Below are 20,977 nucleotides of genomic sequence, written 5' to 3' on the forward strand. Positions count from 1 at the left end.
CTGGGTATAAAAAATATATTAACTTTTCCACCGCACAAATAAGACAGATTAACTTCTACTCCGCCACTTGTGACAAGCGCCCCTTTACAAAGGCACAAATTTCCTTTGCCGATGTTCCTTCTTTTACAAGTTTCAGGGCATCAGCATCCTGGAGGATCCCCATCAGATTCTGCAGCAGTGTCAGCTGGGCGTGAGCCTCCTTCATTGCCAGCATGAAGATGCAGTCCACAGACACTGTCTCTGTGTCATCCCCCATGATAACGAAATCTACCGGTTTTTTGAGTCGTACAATACAAACTGCAGGGGTATTTACATGTTCCACGTCAGTATGTGGAATCGCTACACCCCCCATCACTGTCGGCAGACCAGTCGCAAATACCTTCTCTCTTTCAATGACCGCATCCGCATAACTTTCCTTAACATAGCCATGCGTTTGAAGGCACTGCGCTGCCTGGCGAAGAAGATCGAACTTATCTTTTGCATCCACCTCCATGAGTACCAAATCCTCATTAAGTGCAACGTCCATGCTCTTCCTCCTTCCACTATAAAGAATATAATATTATTATACTGTTTCTACAACACTCTTCATAGACATATCTATTTCCTGAAATATTCCTGTAAAGCGGAAAAGTAAGAATCATGTCGTAACTCTTTTCCGCAATTGTAAATGCGGAAATAGGAATAGCAGCAATAAAAAAGCGGTTATAAAACCGCTATAAAATCTTCCATGAATTGCTCGTATGATTTATGCTTCAGCAAAGATTCCAATCCATGATATTCTTTGATAAATGAATAGAGTTTCAGGAACATCTTCTCCCAAAGAGATGCCTTACTTTGTTCAATGTTGAGCAGAAACACAACACGTACAGGAAAATCTTCCCACTGAACCGGCTCCTTTAAGATAAGAACTGATATATTGGAAATCATATGTTCTGTGAGCAGTGCATGAGGGATGGCAACGAAATCGCCTATTGCGGTTGATGACATATGCTCACGCTCAAAGACAGAACTTTTTCCTTCCGCATCCATCCATCCGTTGCGGACGGCTTCATCCGTCAGGAAATTTAAGCATTCGTCTCTCGTATGAAATAACTGATCCACGTAGAACCCTTCCGGCCGAAAAAATTGCCGTACAACATTTGCATCAAGTGTACTTGCTTGTTTAAACAGGATACGGCGAATTTTTTCAATATCATCCGTACGCAGCATGTGATTAACGCGTATGATTTTCGAGGAATTGGAGGGAAGAGGAACCGTAGAAATGATATAATCCGCTTCTTCCTGCATTTTTTCTGTCAGTTTATATGCCGGAAGGATGTCAATTACATGGATGCTGCTACGGAAATGTTCCTTGAGTTTTGCCTTCATAAGAACGGAAACACCTAGTCCTGCTGAGCATACAACATAGACATTTTTCGGCTGTTCCTCTTCTGCAATGCTGTTTCTGCTCATAGCAGCACAAAAATGCAACGCAATATATCCGATCTCGTTTTCATTGAACTCAATATGATCGATATCCCGAACCAATTTAGCTGCGTAGACGGCAATCTGAAACGCCAATGGGTAATCCTGTTTAACCGAACTGAGGAGCTCATTGCGGATATTTACATGGAAGTTTACACGGGCAATGGCAATCCGCAAATGAAGGGCAAGCCCATCCTTAAGATATTCATCTGCGGTAAAGTCCAAGCCAAATTTTTTATCCACATCAACAAGAACTTTTTCAACAAGTTCCTTGACATGTTCATCATTGACTCCGCTGCCTGCATCCAACAATTTCTTTCCGGTCAGAAGGCATTGGGTAAGATAAAAGACTTCACTATATGGAATATCCACCCCTATGCTGTTCAATATTTTATTTAAAATCTCTTTTGCTGCACTATACTCGAATGTATCTTCCAGCTTTTGTGCCATGCTGGAACTGCATTCAATCCCGTGTCCCGTTAAAGAACGCTGAATGGACAGCGCTGTCTGTACAGCAAGATCATGCCTTGCCGAATCGGTCAACTGAAGTCTGCGAACATTTCCCGCCTCTGACAGAATCTCTTCCATTTGGTCATAAGTAATTCTCTCAAAAAGTATATGACACAGTTTTTTATCCTGTACTTCATGCAGGTAATCGACAAAAAAGCTCCGTAGAGTCCCCTCTGCAGCTTCGATGCGCAGACCTTCTGTCTTGTATTGGACGATATGAATGTTGTATGCATCAAAATGTTTGCGTGTGCTGTTGAGATACGATTTGATCGTTGACAGCCCGACATACATTTCATCAGCGAGCATCATTTGTGTAACAGATACATTTTTCAAGCAGCATTCCAAGAATCTGCTGATAATATAGTTTTGCTGGTCTTCGGTTCGAATCAATCCCACCTGTCCTGACTCATCATCGACTAGTTTGACAAGGTCTGCCGTGCTCTCTTCTTGGACAATTCGATAGCCACGTTTTGGTGCAGCCAGGATCTCTGTCCGACAATTCGACAATCGCGTCTGGAGCATCTTTATATCCGAGCGAATGGTGCGGGATGAAACATCAAAATGCTTGGCCAGCGTTTCTCCTGTCATGCCTTCAGGATTGTTGATCAGCACCTCTAAAATTTGTCTGCATCGTTCCTGTTTCTGCATCCTCATTTTCTCCATATACAAATACAAACATACGTTGTCAAGTCTCTTGTGAAAATGCCGTTACAAGGTACTGATACATAAAAACCGCAGGAGAAGATCTCCTGCGCTCCTTATTTTATATTTCATCCATGAGATGTGGTGTTATTCCGGAACTGCTATATTCCTCTGTCTGCATAAATTTTAACGCTTCCGCATCCATGAGGGAATATCAATGATATCCGAGCCGTCGGCACTGCTGTTTGGCTCAACAACATTCATGCGGCTCTGGCGTTGCTGCGGGCTGCGTCCCGTCGGAGGGACGATCGCAGATGCGGGGCGTGCCTGTGCCTGCGGCTGTGCGGGACGCGCGGGCTCCTTTGGCGTACTCGATGCACTGCCGAGCCCCGGCATGCGGATCCAGTCCTCGGAGATGCCCGTCGTCTCTTCCTGTGCCGCAGCGGTACCGGGTGCGCTCCCCGCGCTCGCGCCGAAGCCCGTCGCGACAACGGTGACGCGGACGCTGTCCTCCAAGCTGTCATCGACACCGATACCCCAGATGATGTTTGCCTGACGGCCGTTTGCCGCATTCGTAATCATGCTGTTGAGCCACTCCGACGCCTCGTTGACCTCGAACATGCTGAGGTTCTTCGATCCCGTAAAGTTGAGGATGACAGAGGTCGCGCCTTCGATGCTGGTCTCAAGGAGCGGCGACTCGATCGCCGCCTTTGCTGCCGCAACGGATGCACCCTCGCCGCGCGCCTCACCGATGCCCATGATCGCAGCACCGCCGTTTGCCATGGTCGTATGCACGTCGGCAAAGTCGAGGTTGACGACGCCCTGATTCGTAATGAGGTCGGTGATGCCCTTGACGCCCTGCCAGAGGACGTTATCCACCTTGCTGAATGCCTCGGTGACGGGCGTGCTCTTGTCGATGATCTTCATCAGGCGGTCGTTCGGGATGGTGATGATGGTATCAACGTGCTGCTGCAGGTTCTCAATGCCTGAGTCTGCGTTGCGCGCACGCGTCATTCCCTCATAGGAGAAGGGACGCGTCACAACGGCGACGGTCAGCGCACCGAGTTCACGCGCACACTCCGCCACGACGGGGGCTGCACCCGTCCCCGTGCCGCCGCCCATACCCGCTGTGATAAAGACCATATCCGCACCGCGCAGTGCCTCTAGGATCTGCTCGCGGCTTTCTGTCGCCGCTGCCTCGCCGATCTCTGGGCGCGCACCTGCACCGAGTCCGCGCGTACGCTTCTCGCCGATCTGGATACGGGTGGCCGCCTTGGATTGGAGCAACGCCTGTGAATCCGTATTGATCGCCACAAACTCAACGCCCTGCAGACCGGAGTCGATCATGTTGTTGACGGCATTTCCGCCGCCGCCGCCGACGCCGATGACGATGATCTTTGCGAGCTCTTCAAAGTTATCATCCATTTCGAACACAGTCTCAGCCTCCATGTAGGATTTATCACAAAATCTATCGTTAGACAGTAGTTTTCCTCGTATATTCTACCATGAAATCCCCTATATTTCTATAGTGTAGAAAAATTTTTACAAACCGATGTGAATGCGCTCTGCGTTCAGGGATTGCGCAGCATGGACTTGTGTCCGCCGCCGCGATAGTCGCGCAGGAGATAGCGGCGCAGCATGGCGAGGTTTTTGAACATACGGAAACCGAACGCAAGCAAGGCGACGTAGTACAGGTCGATGCCGAGGCGGTCGCCGATAAAGACGAGTGCCGCCGCGAGCAGGGTGTTCGAGAAGAATCCCGTCACAAAGACGCGCTTGTCGAACCGCTCGGAGACGACGGCGCGCAGTCCGCCGAAGGCGGCGTCGAGGGCAGCGACGAGTGCGACGGAGAATATCTTCGAATACGCAACGGGAATGACGAGGGGACTGCTGTAGCCGATCACGAGCCCGAGGAGAACGCTGACGATAACGATGTAGATCATTTGCTTTCCTCCTCACGCTCTGTCGTCTCACGGGCATAGGACTGCCGTATGCTGCCGCGATACGGCGGAATATAGACATCGTTGCTCGCCTTGATGTCGAGCTGGATCCCCCAGACGCCGAGCGTCTCCGCCACGCCGCCACGCATGCGCAGAGCATTTTCGAGCGACTTCTTATCGCCGATGGCGCGGATCTCAAACGGTGCGGACGAGCGCACGTTGTTCACGGAGAGGGTCGGCCCCGCACAGCGGATTTCGGAGGTCCCCGTCAGGCGCTGCCCGTTGATGGCGATGGCCTCTGCGCCTGCGGCGCGCAGCTCGTTGACGACGCGCAGGAGGTCGTCGTCATGGATGACATAGAGATTCGGGTTCTCCCCCGCCTTAGCGGGCTTCGTGCTGTCGTCCATACGCACGATCACGCCCTCGCCCTCGAGCGGCACGAGTGCCGCTCGATAGCGCAGGAGATCCTTATCCTGCTGATTGTCCGTACTCGCCGCCGTCTGCATCTTGTGCAGTTCCTCACTCAGCTCGTCGCGTTCGTGCTCGGTCTGGAGCAGGCGGTCGGAGATCTCCTCGATGCGCTGCTGGGAGAGACTCCCCTTCGCGTCCTGCGCCGTACGAAACTGTACGGCGACCATAAATCCAATCAATACACAGACGAGGGCGATGAGCCACCCGCCGCGCCGGAATTGTTCCATTTATTTTCCCTCTGCTGTTTTGTCTGCCAGCTTGATGAACGGCGCATCATAGCTGAAATCCACATACTCAACGGTATGCCGTGTGGTTTTCTGGTCGCGCAGGAAGTCCTGTGTCAGTGCCGCCTTGTCCGGGATCCCCGTCAGCTGCCCGAGGCGGATGGGGAGCGCCGTCTTGGTATAGGCGACGACGGCGTCCGGATTTCTGAGGCTGACCTCCGAGATCTCGCCGATGTCTGCGGGGTCGATGCGCGCGAGGAAGCTGATCGCCTGTGCGACCTGCGGGTCGTTGTTGTCGTCGCCGATGTAGAGGTCGCGCAGCTTGACACCTGTGATGATTGGGATGTCCGCGCCCTTGAGCGAGCGATAGCTCGCAATCACCTTGCCCTGTCGGTCAAAATCGAGATAGCCGTAGTCACAGGCGACCGTCGCGACGGGAATGCGCTCGACGATGTCCATCTCGATCTTGTGCGGCAGCTGGCGGCGGACGACGGCGGACTCGATGCGCAGGTCGCGCAGGAGGTTTGTCGTCATCTCGTCGGTCTTTAGCTCAAAGAGCCGCTGCCCGTAGTGGATCCGTGCGATCTCACAGAGTTCATTCTCATCGAGATGCACGTTTCCATGGACGACGAGCTGCTGAAAGGTGAAGAGCGGCGAGTACACGAGGACGGCAATGATGCCGCTCGCACACAGGAGGTAGAACGCCCCGCGCAGGATGCGACGAGAGCTCATCGCCGATACCCCGCCAACGCGAGGATCCTTTCGCACAGCTCGGGGAACTCGATGCCGAGCGCACGCGCCGCATCCGGGACAAGCGAGGTCTCTGTCATGCCCGGTACGGCGTTCAGCTCAATGACGTAGGGACGATTCTCTGCGCTCAGCAGGAGATCAACGCGCGCGAGACCGCTGCAGCCACAGGCGGCGTACGCACGGCGTGCCAGTTGCTCGACTTCACTGCGGCACGCATCGGAGAGCGGTGCCGGGACGATATGTGTCGATGCCCCCGGGGTATACTTACTGTCGTAGTCATAGCGTCCCGAAACAGACCGGATCTCGATGACGGGCATGACCTCTGCCGCGGCTGGAGTACCCCAGACAGCGGCGGTCAGCTCTCGCCCCTCGATGAACTCCTCGACGAGCACCTCATCCCCGTAGGAGAACGCCGCATCGAGCGCTGGCGAGAGCTCCTCGTCCCGCGTGACGATGTAGACGCCGATGCTCGACCCCTGCTCCGGTGCCTTGACGACGAGCGGCAGGGAGAATGCAGTCCGTATCTCACGCGGCGTATCCGCCGTGCGCTCGCTCGCATAGAAGCTCATGCAGCGCGGCGTCGGGATGTCCTCGGCGGCCAGTACGCGCTTTGCCATGATTTTATCCATGGTCAGCGCAGCGGCGCGCACACCAGAGCCCGTATACGGAATGCCGAGCATGTCGAGCGTGCCCTGCAGGATGCCGTCCTCGCCATATTTCCCATGGAGGGCGTTGAACACAATCGCAGGATGGAGTGCCTGAATCTCCTCGGCAAAGGTTGCGGGGTTCAGCTCCATGCCGACGGCGGGATAGCCCTTGGCGCAGAGTGCCCGCAGGATGGCAGCACCCGAGCGGCGCGAGACCTCTGCCTCGGAGGAGGGGCCGCCCATGACGACGACGATCGGATACGCATCCGACTCCACGATACCTGCCGTCCCCGCTGTTCCTGCGCGCAGCTGCGCGACGAGTGTCTCACCGACCTCGAGGATGTTGCCCGCGCCCATCGTGATGACGAGGTCGCCCGCACGCACCTGCTGGGCGAGATAGCGTTCGAGATCCGCACGGTCCGGCAGGTAGACAACGTCCTGTCCCGTCTGACGCACGACTTCCTCCATCACGGTCTCACCGCTGATGCCCGGAATCGGTGTCTCTCCCGCCGCATAGACATCCGTGATCAGAAGCAGGTCGGCATCCGCAAAGCATTTTCCAAACTCCGCGCGCAGGAGCTGTGTCCGCGAGTAGCGATGCGGCTGAAAGACGCAGATAAGTCGCTCGGGGTTCGTCTGCCGTGCTGCCGCAAGGGTGACGGCGATCTCCGTCGGATGATGCGCATAGTCGTCCACGACCCAGACGCCGCGCTCCTTTCCCTTCGTCTGGAAGCGACGCTTCGCACCGTGGAACTGGGCGAGTGCGTCACAAATCGCAGGGAACTCCACACCCGCGAGGCGCGCAACGGCGATACAGGCGAGCGCGTTGAGGACGTTGTGGCGCCCCGGAATATTGAGCAGCACGCGCCCCATCTCCGTCCCGCGCTCATGAACGGTAAACGAGATCACAGAGCCGCGCGTCTCGATGTTCGATGCGCGGTAATCCGCCTCATGGTCGATGGCGTAGGAAACGACCTTATGCGCTGTCTCGCGTGCGATATTGCGCAGGATTTCGTTTTCAAAGCAGAGCACTGCCGTCCCGTCCGTATCCACCTGCTCGATGAACTGACGGAATGCCGCAATGATCTTCTCCATCGTTCCGTAGTGATCCATGTGGTCGTCCTCGACGTTGGTCACCACAGCGATATGCGGGCGCAGCTTGAGGAAGGAGCCGTCGCTCTCGTCCGCCTCCGAGACGAGGTAGCGGCTCGTGCCGAGCTTCGCATTCGTCCCGAGGTCGGGCACCTCACCGCCGACGATGATGGTCGGCGATACGCCGACGCGGTCAAGAGTCACGCCGATCATCGAGGTCGTCGTCGTCTTGCCGTGCGAGCCCGCGACGGCGATACCGTCGTACTCGTTGACGAGTGCCGCATTGATGTCCGAACGATGGAGCTTGGGGATGCGCAGATCCCACGCTGCAATCACCTCGGGGTTATCGTACGGGATCGCCGTGGAGACGACGATGGCATCTGCGCCGCGCACGTGCTCCGCATGCTGTCCGTCCGTCCACACATGCGCACCAAGACGGGCCAGCACGCCGATGAGTGGAGAGTTGCCCGTGTCCGAGCCGGATACCGTGTAGCCGAGCTGGAGAAGGATCTTGGCCAAGGGGCTCATCCCCGCCCCGCCGATTCCGACAAAATGAATCTTCTGAATCCCCTTCAATTCCTTGAGCAACGTATTCACCCTTCTCTTTTTCCGATACGCAGCGCGAGTGCTGCAATTTCCTCTGCCGCCTCAGGTTTTCCGAGGCGTTTCATCGCCGCCGCCATCGCATCTCTGCGCGCGTCGTCGGCCAGCAGACGGTCAAGTGCCGCCGACAGCACCGTGCCGTCGAGGCTGCGGTTGAGGATCACCTCAGCTGCGCCCGCCGCCTCCATGGCGCGTGCATTCTTCTCCTGATGATTCTCCGCCGCATACGGATACGGGATGAGGATCGCGGGCACCCCCCGTGCCGCGAGTTCCGCCAGCCCCGTCGCCCCCGCGCGAAAGACAGCAATGTCCGCCATCGCCATCGCCTGCGGCATATTGTAGAGATACGGCACAACGCGCAAATGTGGATACTGCGATACATCGACGCCCGCATTGCGAATGCGCGCGCACGTATCCTCGTACTCCTCCGCGCCCGTGACGTGGAGGTACTGCACCTCTGTCTGCTGCGCCGCGAGGCAGATTACCTCGACCATGGCACGGTTGATCGTACGCGCCCCACGGCTGCCGCCCGAGACGAGCACCGTCTTTTTCGACGGATCAAAGTCAAACGCCGCCGCACCCTCCGCCCGCGTTGCTGTGAGCACCTCGGGACGGATGGGGTTGCCCGTGACGTAGGTCTTTTCCGCGGGAAAGACGCGCCGCGCATCCTCCATCCCGACGGCGATCGCCGTCGCAAAACGGGAGAGGATACGGTTCGTCACCCCCGCCACGGCGTTCTGCTCTTGCACGAGCGTCGGAACGCCCGCGAGACTCGCCGCGAGGAGAATCGGCCCCGCAACGTAGCCGCCCGTCCCGATGGCGATATCGGGATGAAAGCCATGCACGATGCCGCGCGCCCGCGCAACGGCACGCACAGCACGCCATGCCCGCAGTACATTCTCGAACGAGAGATGCCGCTCGAAGCCCGCGAGATCGACGGCGATGAAGTTCAGCCCCTCGCGCGGCACGATGTCCGCCTCCAGACCGTGGGGGGTACCGACGTAGAGGATGCGTGCCGCCGGCTCACGCCGCTGGATCGCGCGGATAATCGTGAGTGCAGGGTAGATGTGACCGCCCGTGCCGCCGCCCGATACGATGATGTTCATAGTTCGTTCACAAGCCTCTTGAAATCGCGCCCGCGCTCCTCGTAGCCGCCATACATATCAAAGCTCGCACAGGCGGGCGAGAGGAGGACGATCTGCCCCTCCACTGCGAGCTCGCGCGCCAAATGCACGGCCTTCTCCATATGATAGCCGACACAGTGGATCTGTTCCTCCGGAATGCCCGCATCCCGTGCCGCCGCCGCAAACCGCTCTGCCGCATCACCGACGAGGATCAGCTCATCGACGCGCGCGTGCACAAGCTCCATAAACTCCTCCAGATCGGTCAGCTTGTCGTCGCCGCCCGCGATGAGGATGATGTGTCCGTCGAACGCCTCAAGTGCCTTGATCGCGGAGTCCGTATTCGTCGCCTTCGAGTCGTTGTAGTAGCTGACCCCCGCGAGTGCGCGCACAAACTCGATGCGGTGCTCAACGCCCTTGAAGGCGCGCAGAACGGGGCACATTTCCGCGGGCGTCACTCCGGCAAAGAGCGCCATCGCCGACGCCGCGAGTACGTTTTCCACGTTATGCGCACCGGGGATGCCCAGTTCATCGGCGGGAATCAGGACGTGCTCCGCACCGTCCCAGCGAATGACGATCATGCCGTCCGCACGGACGCACGCCCCCTCCGCCAGTTCCTCCCTGCGGCTGAACAGGCAGACGCGCCCCGCCGCGCGCTCTGCCATGCCGCGCGTGTGCGGATCATCGGCGTTCAGTACGAGATAGTCCTCCGCCGTCTGCGCGGCAAAGAGCTTTTCCTTCATCGCCTGATAGACCTCCATCGAGCCATGGCGCACGATGTGATCCGGCGTGATGTTCAGCTCCGCGACAATGTGTGCATGAAAATGCGTGGTCGCTTCCATCTGATAGCTTGAGATCTCAGCGGCAATCGCTCCCTCGGCTGGCGTCTCCTGTGCCACGTCGATGAGTGGAACGCCGATGTTGCCGCCGACGCCGACCACAGGAAAATGCGCGTGCAGAAGCTCGCCGAGCAGGGTCGTCGTCGTCGTCTTGCCGTTCGTCCCCGTGATGGCGCAGATCGGCGCACGGGCGATCTCGCCCGCCAGCTCCACCTCGGTCGTGACGCGGATGCCGCGCGCGCGCGCCGCCTGTACGAGGGGGATGCGCTCGGGCACGGCAGGGGAAAGGACGAGGAGATCCACCCCGCCGAGCAGTTCTTCCCTTTGTGCACCAAAGACGCAGGTGATGCCCTGCGCCCTTAAATCCTCAATATGCTGCTGGGTGAGCGGATCGCGTTCGGCGTCCGTCTCGTCCTTTGCGTCCGAGAGCACCACCCGTGCGCCCTGAGCCGCCAGATACTTTGCCGCCGCAAATCCACTGATACCCGCGCCGATGACGAGTGCCGACTGATTATGATAGGACAATTCCCGATATCTCCCTTGGTAAATCATTCAAAAGTTTGCGTAGCGCAGAGCGCTACGACACGAGCACAAGTACCCACGCGAGCAATGCGCCGAGGGCACCAACGCCCCAGAACGTATAGACCACGCGTGTTTCGCGCCAGCCGCCGAGCTCGAAGTGATGATGAATCGGGCTCATGCGGAAGATCCGCTTGCCGCGCGTCTTGAACGATGCGACCTGCAGGATGACGGAGAGTGCCTCCCAGACGAAGATGATGCCCACGATGGGCAGGAGTGCCTCCGTCCGCGAGAGAATCGCTATGCCTGCAAGCGCACCGCCGAGGGCGAGCGAGCCCGTGTCGCCCATAAAGATGCGTGCCGGATGATGATTATACCATAAAAAGCCGACGCATGCACCTATTATTGCGGCGGAAAACGCCATCAGGCTGCTGTCCGTCCCATAGAGGAGCATTGCATAAAAGAGTGCGGCGACCGCCACGGTTCCCGCCGCCAGACCATCGAGACCATCCGTCAGGTTGACTGCGTTCGACGTGCCCACGAGGACGAAGACGACGAGGACGTAGTACCATGCGCCGATATCGAGCGACGTTCCGAGGACGGGCACCCAGACGCTCGTATCATGCCCGAGGAGATGTCGCCCAATGAGGATGGTGACAAGGGCGATACCGAGCTGTCCGAGCAGCTTCTGATAGGCGCGCAGCCCGAGGTTGCGCTTCTTGACCACCTTGATGTAGTCGTCCGCAAAGCCGAGTAGGAAATGCCCGAGAAAGATGAAGAGCGCGAGCAGCGTCGTCACCGTGAGCGGTGCGAAGAGCAGCGTTGCCGCGGTCACGGCGAGCACGATCATCACGCCGCCCATCGTCGGCGTGCCGCTCTTCTGCTGATGGCTCGCGGGCCCCTCCTCGCGGATGCTCTGCCCGTATTTCAGGCGGTGCAGGAGCGGCAGAAAATACACACCGCTGAAGAGCACGATGGCGAGTGCCGTCACAGCGGACAGCAGGAGACGCAGCTGTGGGCTCAGGGATTCGAGGAGGGCTTCCATCAGTGCGCTCCCTCCCCCGTCAATGCAGCGATGATCTGCTCCATGCGCATCCCGCGCGAGCCCTTAAAGAGGACGGTGTCGCCGTCCATGAGCTGGCTGCGCAGATAGGCCGCCGCATCGGCATGGGAGGCAGCATGATAACAGGCCGGGCAGCCTGCCGCCTCTGCTGCCTCATGCGTCCACTGCGCCTGTTTGCCATAGGTCACGACCATGGCAAACCCCAGCTCCGCCGCCCGTCTGCCCACGTCACGATGTGCCTTCTCCGCCGCTGCGCCGAGCTCGAGCATATCCCCGAGCACGGCAATGCGCCGCCCGGGGTAGAGTGCCGCTGTCGTCTCAAGTGACGCGCGCATCGAGGAGGGGCTGGCGTTGTAGGCGTCGTTGATCAGTGTCCACGCGCCGACCTGATGCACCTCATAGCGCATCTTCTCCGCCGTGAGGTGGGTCAGTCCCACCTGCATCTCCTGTGGCGTCATGCCGAGGACAAAGCCCGCCGCGAGCGCCGCCAGCGCGTTGCTGACATTATGCCGTCCCGGCAGAGGAATGGCGTATTCATGACGCTCGCCGTCCCATGTCACCATGAAGTGCGAGCCGTCTGCCATGCACTGCAGTGCCTCGGCACGCACATCCGCAGCAGCGGAAATGCCATACGTCATGACGCGCACCCCATCCGCCGCACTGCTGCGCATTGCCGCGACACGTGGGTCGTCAGCGTTGAGGATCACTGTGCCGCCGGCGGGAATCGCCGTCACCAGCTCCGCCTTTGCCTTGGCAATGTTCTCGATCGAGCCGAGGAGCTCCATGTGCACCTCGCATACATTCGTTACAATGCCGATCGAGGGTGCGGTGATCGGCGCGAGCGCTGCGATCTGCCCCATCCCACGCATCCCGATCTCAACGACCGCCGCCGTGTCCTCCGGCGTGATGCCGAGCAGGGTCAGCGGCAGGCCGACCTCATTGTTGTAGTTTGCCGCCGTACGGCAGACCTTGCCGCGCCCCGAGAGCACCGCCGCCGTGAGATCCTTCGTCGTAGTCTTGCCGTTCGAGCCCGTAATCGCAACGACGGGGATGTCGAACTTCATGCGCCATGCGTGCGCGATGTCCTGATAGGCGCGGAGCGTATCCTCTGCCACGAGGACGCCGCCGCGCGCCGTATCGAGCGCCGTCAGTGCGGCCGCAGGTGTCTTCTGATCGACGAGAACCGCCGCTGCACCGCGTTCAAGTGCCTCTGCCGCAAACGCCGTGCCGTCAAAGTGCTCCCCGCGCAGCGCGACAAAGAGATCGCCCGCCACGACCTTGCGCGTGTCCGTCGTAATAGGCAGAACCGTATCCCCTGCGACGCCCCCACGACGAACAGACGCACCCGTTGCCGTGCAAATCTCGTCCCATGTCAGTCCGTTTCTCATGCCCTGCTCCTTATCGCCTCACGCGCCTGCTCTCGGTCGTCGAAGTGAATCGTTCCGTCCTTTAGAATCTGATAGGTCTCATGTCCCTTGCCGAGGATGACAACCGTATCCCCCGCCTGTGCGCGCCCTATGGCATGGAAGATCGCCGTACGGCGGTCCACGATCTTTTCGTACGGTTTATCCCCAATCACAGGGAGCACGCCGCGCTCCACCTCATCCACAATCGCGGCGGGATCTTCCGTGCGCGGATTGTCCGAGGTCAGAATGGCGATATCCGCCATCTCCGCACCGATACGTCCCATGATGGGGCGTTTCGTCCGATCACGGTCGCCGCCGCAGCCAAAGACGGCGATGATGTGCCCCTTCGTCACCGCGCGTGCCGTGCGCAGAACGTTCTCCATCCCGTCCGGTGTATGCGCATAGTCCACGATCACAGCGAAATCCTGCCCCTCGCGCACGAGCTCAAACCGTCCCGGCACACCCGTAAACGCCGTGAGTGCGGCGGCAATATCCGTCGCTGCCACTTGCTCGGCGAGGCTCGCACCGACGGCAGCGAGCACATTGTGCACGTTGAACAGCCCCGTGATGCCCGTATGCAGATGAAAGAGGCGTTTCCCGCCATGCATCAGCGTCAGCTCCATGCCGTCGCACGCGAGCTGCACATCCTGTGCCGTCAGATCGGCCGGATGGTCAACGCCATAGGTGATGACGGGACAGTGCGTATGCGCGCGCATCGTCTCCGATGCAGCATCATCCGCATTCAGTACCGCCGTCTTGCCCTCCTTCGCACCGGGGGCGGACACGAGCTCAAAGAGATGCGCCTTGGCGCGCGCATAGTTCTCCATGGTTTTATGGAAGTCAAGATGATCTTGCGTCAGATTCGTAAAGACCGCCGTATCGAACTCAATTCCTGCCACGCGCCCGAGTGCAAGCGCATGAGAGGATACCTCCATGACGACCGTATCCATGCCGCGCGTGCGCATTTCGGCAAGCATCTGCTGAAGCACGATGATGTCAGGCGTCGTATTCGACGTCGGCAGTACCTCGTCCTCGATCATCGCCTGGATCGTCCCGATCAGCCCGACACGATGCCCCGCATGGCGCAGGATGGCGCGCACGAGATAGCTCGTCGTCGTCTTACCGTTCGTCCCCGTGATGCCGACGACACGCATGGCACGCGCCGGGTAATCATAGAAGAACGGGACGATCGTGTCCAACGCCTTCTCCAAATTCGGCACGTAGAGGACGGCGACCCCTGCGGGAACATCCACCGAGGCCCGCTCTGTCAAAACAGCGCGGGCTCCTGCCCGCGCCACATCTGGTATGAAGCTGTGTGCGTCGACGTGCGCGCCGACGATGCAGGCAAAGAGTGTGCCCTCCCTCGCCCTGCGCGAATCACGCTCAATGGACGTAATCTCCGTCTGCGCATCCCCCACGATGCGCGCTCCCGGCAGGAGTGCGGCGAGTTCCTCCAAACGCTTCGTCATAGAACCTCATTCCCCTTCATGCGAAAAATACGTATTGCGCGGCACGCGCATTCCGAGCCGGTCGACAGCAATCGACTCGATGCGCGACGGCGATTTCAGCTGAGCGATCTCGATCTTGAGCCGCTCGTTCTCCTGCTCCAGTTGGTCTGCTTTCTGGCGCGTCTCGAGGAGGGTGTAGCCGCTCTGTGCACCGATGCCGCCGAGCAGCGTCACCACCATGGCGCCGAATGCGATGAGGAAGAAAATGGCGCGCAGGCAGTTCCGCAGATTCGTATTCAGTTCATGACGAATCAGCGGTTCCTTCGGGGGCTCCATCATCTCCGTCGGAGCCGACGCGGGCTCATGACTGAGATACTCTTCTTTCTGCGCCAACATGTGCGCTCCCTCCTATCGCTTGATCTTTTCTGCCACACGCAGCTTTGCACTGCGCGCGCGCGTATTCACACGGCACTCGGCGGCACTCGCCGCACGCGCCTTACCGATGAGCCGCACCTCGGGCGTATGCCCGCAGACACAGATCGGCGTATGCGGCGGACAGATGCAGCCCTGTGCCAGCCGCCGCAGTGTATTCTTTACGATGCGATCCTCGAGGGAGTGAAAGGTGATGACCGCGAGCCGTCCCCCTATCCTCAGGGCATCTACGGCAGCTGTCAGCGCCCCCTCCAAAATCCCGAGTTCATCGTTGACCTCAATGCGGAGTGCCTGAAACACTCGCTTGGCGGGATGTCCGCCGCGCGCGCGCACCTCCTTCGGTACAGCGCGGTCAATCACGGCAACGAGGTCTCCTGTCGTCGTGATGGGATGCGTCTGGCGCTCCTTTTCAATAAAGGAAGCAATGCGCTTTGCCCAGCGTTCCTCTCCATAGGTGTAGAAAATCTCCGTGAGCCGCTCCGCCGTATAGGTATTGACCACATCGTACGCACTGCGCCGCGCTCTCTGATCCATGCGCATATCGAGCGGTGCGTCCTGCATATAGGAGAAGCCGCGCTCCGGCGTATCGATCTGCGGCGACGACACGCCGAGGTCAAAGAGCGCGCCGTCCACGGAGGAAACGCCCTCTGCCGCGAGGATCGCGGTGAGATGGCGAAAGTTATCCCGCACGAGGGAGACCTGACAGCGGACATCCGCCAGCCGCTCACGCGCGGCGGCAATTGCCGTCTCGTCCTGATCGATGCCGATCAGGCGGCCCTGCTCCGACAGCTGCGCGGCAATGCGCTGTGCATGCCCCGCGCCGCCGAGCGTCGCATCCACATAGATGCCGCCGGGGACGACGTTCAGCGCGGCCACTACCTCCTCCGGCAGGACGCTCACATGGTGAAATTCTGTCATATCGTAATCCCGTAGCCCGCCAGCTGCGTCGAGATCTCCGTGATGTTCGGATCGACCTCACCTGCATAGCGTGCCCACTTCTCCTTCGCCCAGACCTCGATGCGCGTATCCGCGCCCGTGAGGATCACATCCTGCTTCAGCCCGATGTCCGCATAGTCACGCAGATTGGCAGGCACGAGGAAGCGCCCCTGTTTATCACATTCGAGCGTCCGCGCCCCCGCGATAAAAAAGCGCACAAAAGCGCGGGCATTCGGATCGGCAATCGAGAGCGTCCGCAGCTTCGCCGTGAACTCATCCCACGCTGCCTGAGGAAAGAGAAACAGGCTGCCGTCAAGGCCCTTGGTGATGATGAACGAGACTCCGAGTTCCTGTCGAAAATCGGCAGGCAGGATGACGCGGCCCTTGGCATCAATGCTGTGGGTATACTCCCCCATGAACATCCGGCCGCACCACCTTTCAGGATTCTATCGCCACTATATGACACAATTCACCACAATTCACCACTTTTATCTACAGTTATAGCAAAAACAGGCATTTTTTTCAAGAAAACACACATTCGTTTTTCTTGGTATACAATGGATGAAATCTTCTGTAAGCCCTAATATACAAGACTTTCTTTCCATTTCTCGGAGATGAGACAAACATAAAAAAGGACTTACCTCCTACTGGAAGCAAGTCCTTTTTATGCTGTCGTTCAAACGAGATCGTGTGCGATCATGTATTCTGCGATCTGGAGTGCATTGAGTGCCGCGCCCTTGCGGATCTGGTCGCCGCAGATCCAGAAGTTCAGCGTATTCTCCTGCGACTCATCGTAACGCAGACGGCCGATCTCCACATCATACTTGTTCGAGGTGAAGAGCGGCATCGGATACTCCTGCTCTGCGGGGTTGTCGCGCAGGATGATGCCCGGAAACGCCGCAATCGCCGCACGCGCCGCCTCAAGCGTCACCTTGTCCTCAAACTCGACGTTGACGGACTCGGCGTGGCTGCGGTAGACGGGTACGCGCACCGTCGTCGCCGTGATGCGCATACTGTCGTCGCTCATGATCTTCTTTGTCTCGTCGATCATCTTCATTTCCTCTTTGGTGTAGAGGTTGTCCTTGAAGACGTCGATCTGCGGGATGAGGTTGAACGCGATCTGATAATGCTTCGGCAGTTTGCCGACGGGCAGAACCTTTGCCACGGGCTCTTTGCCGGAGGCGAGGGCTGCCACCTGCTCCTCGAGCTCCGCCATGCCCTCCTTGCCCGCACCGGAGACCGCCTGATAGGTCGACACGACGATGCGGCGGATCTTCGCGATATCGTAGAGCGGCTTCAGCCCCATGACCATGATGATGGTCGAGCAGTTCGGGTTCGCGATGATGCCCTTATGCGCCTTGATGGCCTCGGGGTTGACCTCGGGAACGACGAGCGGCACCTCCGGGTCCATGCGGAAGGCACTCGAGTTGTCGATGACGATCGCCCCTGCCTTGACGGCGTGGGGAGCAAACTCCTTGCTTGCCGCACCGCCCGCAAAGAGCGCGATGTCAATTCCCTCAAAGGAGTCCGGCGTCGTCTCCTGCACCGTGTACTCCTTGCCCATAAACGCGATTTTCTTCCCTGCGGAGCGGCTGGACGCGAGCAGCCGCAGCTCCGAGAACGGGAACTTTCGCTCCTCGATGAGTGTCAGGAATTCCTGTCCGACCGCGCCCGTTGCGCCGAGTATTGCAACGCGATATTTCTTCATATTCTTCCCCTTACAGCAGCTTATCCAATCCGACCGTGAGCGACGTGAGTGAGCGCACCTTCTTCGCGGCGAGCACGACGCCCGGCATGAACGACTCACGGTTGATCGAGTCGTGGCGGATCGTGAGGGTCTGCCCGAGCCCGCCGAAGATGACCTCCTGATGTGCGACATAGCCCGGCAGGCGTACGCTGTGGATGTGCATGCCCTCAAAGTCCGCGCCGCGCGCACCGTCGAGCGTCTCCTTCTCGCAAGGATGCCCCTGCTCATGCGCCTCGCGCATCTCGGCGATCATCTCCGCCGTCCGCACGGCTGTGCCTGAGGGTGCATCGAGCTTGTTGTCGTGGTGCAGTTCGATGATCTCCACCTCGGGCATGTATTTCGCCGCCATGCGGCTCATCAGCATCATCAGCACCGCGCCGATGGCAAAATTCGGTGCGATAAACGCCGGCGTATCATTCTTCTCTGCCGCCGCCTTGATCTCCCGCTGCTGCTCCTCCGAGATGCCCGTCGTCCCAACCACGGGTGACACTTTATGCGTGAGTGCCAGCAGCACATTCTGATAGACGACATCGGGGCGTGTGAAGTCGATCATCACGTCCGGATGCAGGCGGTCGAGTGCTGCCGCGAGGTCGGTCTCCACGAGCACGCCGTTCTTCGTCAGCCCTGCGAGTTCGCCGCTGTCGCCGCACGCATTGATGTCCACCGCACCGACAAGCGTCAGCTCCGGATCCTCGATCACGGCTTTCAGCACTGCGCGTCCCATGCGTCCGCAGGCACCATTGACCAAAACATTTGTCAAGGCAATCCCCTCCTATGTTATCATCTGTCCTATTCTATCGCAGAGAATCCACCGCTGTCAAGGAATACACTCATACCTCCCGTATGTGCTCAAACTGCTCGCGATACTGCTGCAGGAGTGCCGGACGGACAAAATCGAGTGCCGCAGGATCATCGACGGTTGCCAGTGCGGCACGCCGCGCGAGGAGAAGCAAATCCATGTCAGCGAGCACGTCGGCGATCTTCAAATCGCCCAGCCCATGCTGCATCGCCCCGAAGAACTGCCCCGGGCCACGCAGCCGCAGATCCTCCTCCGCCAGACGAAAGCCGTCGCTCGTCTTCTCAATCACGCGCAGCCGCTCCGCCCCTGCTACCTGCCGCCCCGCAATGAGGATGCAGTAGGACGCATCACTGCCGCGCCCCACACGGCCACGCAGCTGATGCAGCTGGGCAAGCCCGAACCGCTCCGCGTGCTCGACCACGAGAACCGTCGCGTTCGGCACATTAACGCCCACCTCGATCACGGTCGTCGCCACGAGCAGCTTGATCTCCCCTGCGTAGAAGCCGCGCATCACCGCCTCCTTATCTGCTGCCTTCAGGCGTCCATGGACAAGCCCGCAGCGGATGCCGCAAAAAGAGCCGCGTGAGAGTTCATTGTAAACTTCCTCTGCCGACGGCAGATCGCTCTCCTCATTTGCCTCAATGAGGGGGCAGACGACATACGCCTGCCGCCCACGCTCGATCTCGCGGCGGACGAAGGCGTAGATCTTCACCCGCGCCGTCTCATCGCGCAGGAATGTACGGATGGGCTGTCGTCCCGGCGGCAGATGCTCGATGCGCGAGACATCCAGATCGCCGTAGACCGTCAGCGTCATCGTCCGCGGGATTGGCGTCGCCGTCATGACGAGGACATCGGGCACGACGCCGCTCTTTTTTTCGAGCGCGGAGCGCTGTGCCACGCCGAAACGATGCTGCTCATCCGTCACCACGAGTCCGAGGCTGTCAAACGCCACCCCTTCCTGAATCAGCGCGTGCGTTCCGATGATGATGTCGATCTCATGTGCGGCGAGAGCGGACAGCACCTCCGTATGCTCCTTCTTTGTGAGCCGCCCCGAGAGGAAGCCCACGCGGATGCCGAGCGGCGTCAGGAGCTCCCGCAGGCCGTCATAGTGCTGGCGCGCAAGAATCTCCGTCGGTGCCATCAGCGCGCCCTGACAGCCGCTCTCCACTGTCTTGACGAGGGCAAGGAGCGCAATCGCCGTCTTGCCCGAGCCAACGTCCCCCTGTACGAGGCGGCGCATGGGCAGCGGAGCCTCCATATCGCGCGAGATCTCCGCCCAGACCTTCTCCTGATCCTCGGTCAGGGCAAAGGGAAGCGCATCGCGTACACGCGCAATGAGCGCACCGTTCGCCCGGTGGGCAATCCCCTCCTCGTGCTCCGCCGTCTGTTTTTTGAGCGCGAGCAGCCCGCACTGGATGAGGTAGAGCTCCTCAAAGGCGAGCCGCCGCCGTGCCGCTGCGAGCTCCTCCGTATCCTTTGGAAAGTGAATCTGACGAAATGCCGCTGCGCGCCCAATCAGATGATACTCCGCCCGAATCTGCTCCGGCAGAGTCTCCATCAGCGCCTCGCCCGCATGTGCGAGCACATCCGCCGTCATCTGCCGCAGCTGTTTCTGGGTCAGACCCTCCGTCGCCGCATAGACCGGCAGAATACCGAGATGCGCCGTGGCGTCCTCCTGCGATCCGAGCAAAGCAAAGGATGTGACGGACGAGAATGCCATCTGCCCGCCTCCGCCATAGGCATAATCCACCTTCCCCGTGAGGAGAATGCGCTGTCCTGCGCGCAGCTTACCTTTCAAAAAGCGCTGATTGAACCAGACCGCCTGCGCATACCCTGTCCCATCACCAACGAGGGCCGTAAGGACGGTAAAGCCGCGTCGCCGCGTCTGCCGCTCCACCACCTGCTGAATCACGCCGTGCACGGTCGCGCGCGTCCCTGCCGCGAGATCCATGATGCGCGTGATGCGGCTCTGATCCTCATAGGCACGCGGATAGAACGTCAGGAGGTCGTACACCGTCCGTACGCCGAGCCGCGCCAAGAGAGCCGCCTTCTTGACGCCGACGCCGCGCACGGCATTCACACTGTCCGTCAGATTCACGCGCTTCCTCCATTCTTTAAGGAATCGCTGATAAAATGAAGCTCGTCGGATTGGTACAGATTTTTTGTCCTGTCAAGGAGACAAACCGGACGCATAGCCAAAGCTATGTGGAGGATTTGTCGACACAGACAGGGCGAAAAAGATGTGCTAAGACGACGGTGCTGAATTTATCAGTGCTTCCTTTAAAAAAAGCTGCCGCATTTCTGCGGCAGCCTCCATTTATATC

General features: G+C 59.1%; 18 protein-coding genes. All 18 read right to left on the reverse strand.

What is annotated here, in order from left to right; all coding sequences use genetic code 11:
* Positions 1–55: 55 nt before the first annotated feature.
* The 18 genes from AXE86_RS02720 to recG all read right to left on the reverse strand — a co-directional run bounded on the left by AXE86_RS02720 (position 56) and on the right by recG (position 20,751).
* Entirely contained in the window at positions 56–526 is a 471-nt protein-coding gene (locus tag AXE86_RS02720) for a PTS sugar transporter subunit IIA (RefSeq protein WP_006689951.1), read from the reverse strand.
* Positions 527–702: 176 nt separating this feature from the next.
* Positions 703–2,622 (reverse strand): BglG family transcription antiterminator, encoded by a 1,920-nt coding sequence (locus AXE86_RS02725; protein WP_061944420.1) that lies wholly within the window; start codon positions 2,620–2,622, stop codon positions 703–705.
* A 180-nt stretch (positions 2,623–2,802) separates the two neighbouring features.
* Positions 2,803–4,065, reverse strand: a complete 1,263-nt coding sequence (gene ftsZ, locus AXE86_RS02730) for a cell division protein FtsZ (protein WP_198145281.1) — start codon at positions 4,063–4,065, stop codon at positions 2,803–2,805.
* 122 nt (positions 4,066–4,187) lie between these two features.
* Positions 4,188–4,559 carry a small basic family protein gene (locus AXE86_RS02735; protein WP_009442976.1) on the reverse strand — a complete coding sequence of 124 codons (372 nt, stop codon included), beginning with the start codon at positions 4,557–4,559 and terminating at the stop codon, positions 4,188–4,190.
* Entirely contained in the window at positions 4,556–5,254 is a 699-nt protein-coding gene (locus AXE86_RS02740) for a DUF881 domain-containing protein (RefSeq protein WP_061944426.1), read from the reverse strand. Before AXE86_RS02740 ends, AXE86_RS02735 begins: the two co-directional genes overlap by 4 nt.
* On the reverse strand, positions 5,255–5,983 hold the full coding sequence (locus AXE86_RS02745) for a cell division protein FtsQ/DivIB (RefSeq protein ID WP_009442978.1): 729 nt from the start codon (positions 5,981–5,983) through the stop codon (positions 5,255–5,257).
* Positions 5,980–8,328, reverse strand: coding sequence for a UDP-N-acetylmuramate--L-alanine ligase (gene murC, locus AXE86_RS02750; protein WP_061944429.1), 2,349 nt, complete (start codon positions 8,326–8,328; stop codon positions 5,980–5,982). Before murC ends, AXE86_RS02745 begins: the two co-directional genes overlap by 4 nt.
* Positions 8,329–8,333: 5 nt before the next feature.
* Positions 8,334–9,449, reverse strand: coding sequence for an undecaprenyldiphospho-muramoylpentapeptide beta-N-acetylglucosaminyltransferase (gene murG, locus AXE86_RS02755; RefSeq protein WP_061944432.1), 1,116 nt, complete (start codon positions 9,447–9,449; stop codon positions 8,334–8,336).
* The gene (gene murD, locus AXE86_RS02760; RefSeq protein ID WP_061944435.1) at positions 9,446–10,828 is read right to left on the reverse strand and encodes a UDP-N-acetylmuramoyl-L-alanine--D-glutamate ligase; all 1,383 of its coding nucleotides are present in this window, start codon (positions 10,826–10,828) and stop codon (positions 9,446–9,448) included. The genes murG and murD overlap by 4 nt, the downstream gene beginning before the upstream one ends.
* 52 nt (positions 10,829–10,880) lie before the next feature.
* Positions 10,881–11,867: a phospho-N-acetylmuramoyl-pentapeptide-transferase gene (gene mraY / locus AXE86_RS02765; protein ID WP_061944438.1), complete on the reverse strand. Its 987-nt coding sequence runs from the start codon at positions 11,865–11,867 to the stop codon at positions 10,881–10,883.
* Complete coding sequence (locus AXE86_RS02770) at positions 11,867–13,273, reverse strand: UDP-N-acetylmuramoyl-tripeptide--D-alanyl-D-alanine ligase (RefSeq protein WP_061944441.1); 1,407 nt, start codon at positions 13,271–13,273, stop codon at positions 11,867–11,869. Before AXE86_RS02770 ends, mraY begins: the two co-directional genes overlap by 1 nt.
* Positions 13,270–14,760, reverse strand: coding sequence for a UDP-N-acetylmuramoyl-L-alanyl-D-glutamate--2,6-diaminopimelate ligase (locus AXE86_RS02775; protein WP_061944444.1), 1,491 nt, complete (start codon positions 14,758–14,760; stop codon positions 13,270–13,272). Before AXE86_RS02775 ends, AXE86_RS02770 begins: the two co-directional genes overlap by 4 nt.
* Positions 14,761–14,766: 6 nt before the next feature.
* Positions 14,767–15,135 carry a cell division protein FtsL gene (locus AXE86_RS02780; RefSeq protein ID WP_009442985.1) on the reverse strand — a complete coding sequence of 123 codons (369 nt, stop codon included), beginning with the start codon at positions 15,133–15,135 and terminating at the stop codon, positions 14,767–14,769.
* 12 nt (positions 15,136–15,147) lie between these two features.
* Positions 15,148–16,089 (reverse strand): 16S rRNA (cytosine(1402)-N(4))-methyltransferase RsmH, encoded by a 942-nt coding sequence (rsmH, locus tag AXE86_RS02785; RefSeq protein WP_009442986.1) that lies wholly within the window; start codon positions 16,087–16,089, stop codon positions 15,148–15,150.
* Entirely contained in the window at positions 16,086–16,529 is a 444-nt protein-coding gene (gene mraZ, locus AXE86_RS02790; protein ID WP_009442987.1) for a division/cell wall cluster transcriptional repressor MraZ, read from the reverse strand. The genes rsmH and mraZ overlap by 4 nt, the downstream gene beginning before the upstream one ends.
* A gap of 254 nt (positions 16,530–16,783) precedes the next feature.
* Positions 16,784–17,815, reverse strand: coding sequence for an aspartate-semialdehyde dehydrogenase (locus AXE86_RS02795; protein WP_061944447.1), 1,032 nt, complete (start codon positions 17,813–17,815; stop codon positions 16,784–16,786).
* Positions 17,816–17,825: 10 nt separating this feature from the next.
* Complete coding sequence (dapB, locus tag AXE86_RS02800) at positions 17,826–18,614, reverse strand: 4-hydroxy-tetrahydrodipicolinate reductase (RefSeq protein WP_050342958.1); 789 nt, start codon at positions 18,612–18,614, stop codon at positions 17,826–17,828.
* A gap of 70 nt (positions 18,615–18,684) precedes the next feature.
* Complete coding sequence (gene recG / locus AXE86_RS02805; protein WP_061944450.1) at positions 18,685–20,751, reverse strand: ATP-dependent DNA helicase RecG; 2,067 nt, start codon at positions 20,749–20,751, stop codon at positions 18,685–18,687.
* Positions 20,752–20,977: the final 226 nt, after the last annotated feature.

It is taken from the genome of Selenomonas sp. oral taxon 136 (assembly GCF_001554015.1).
Taxonomy (GTDB): Bacteria; Bacillota; Negativicutes; order Selenomonadales; family Selenomonadaceae; genus Centipeda; species Centipeda felix.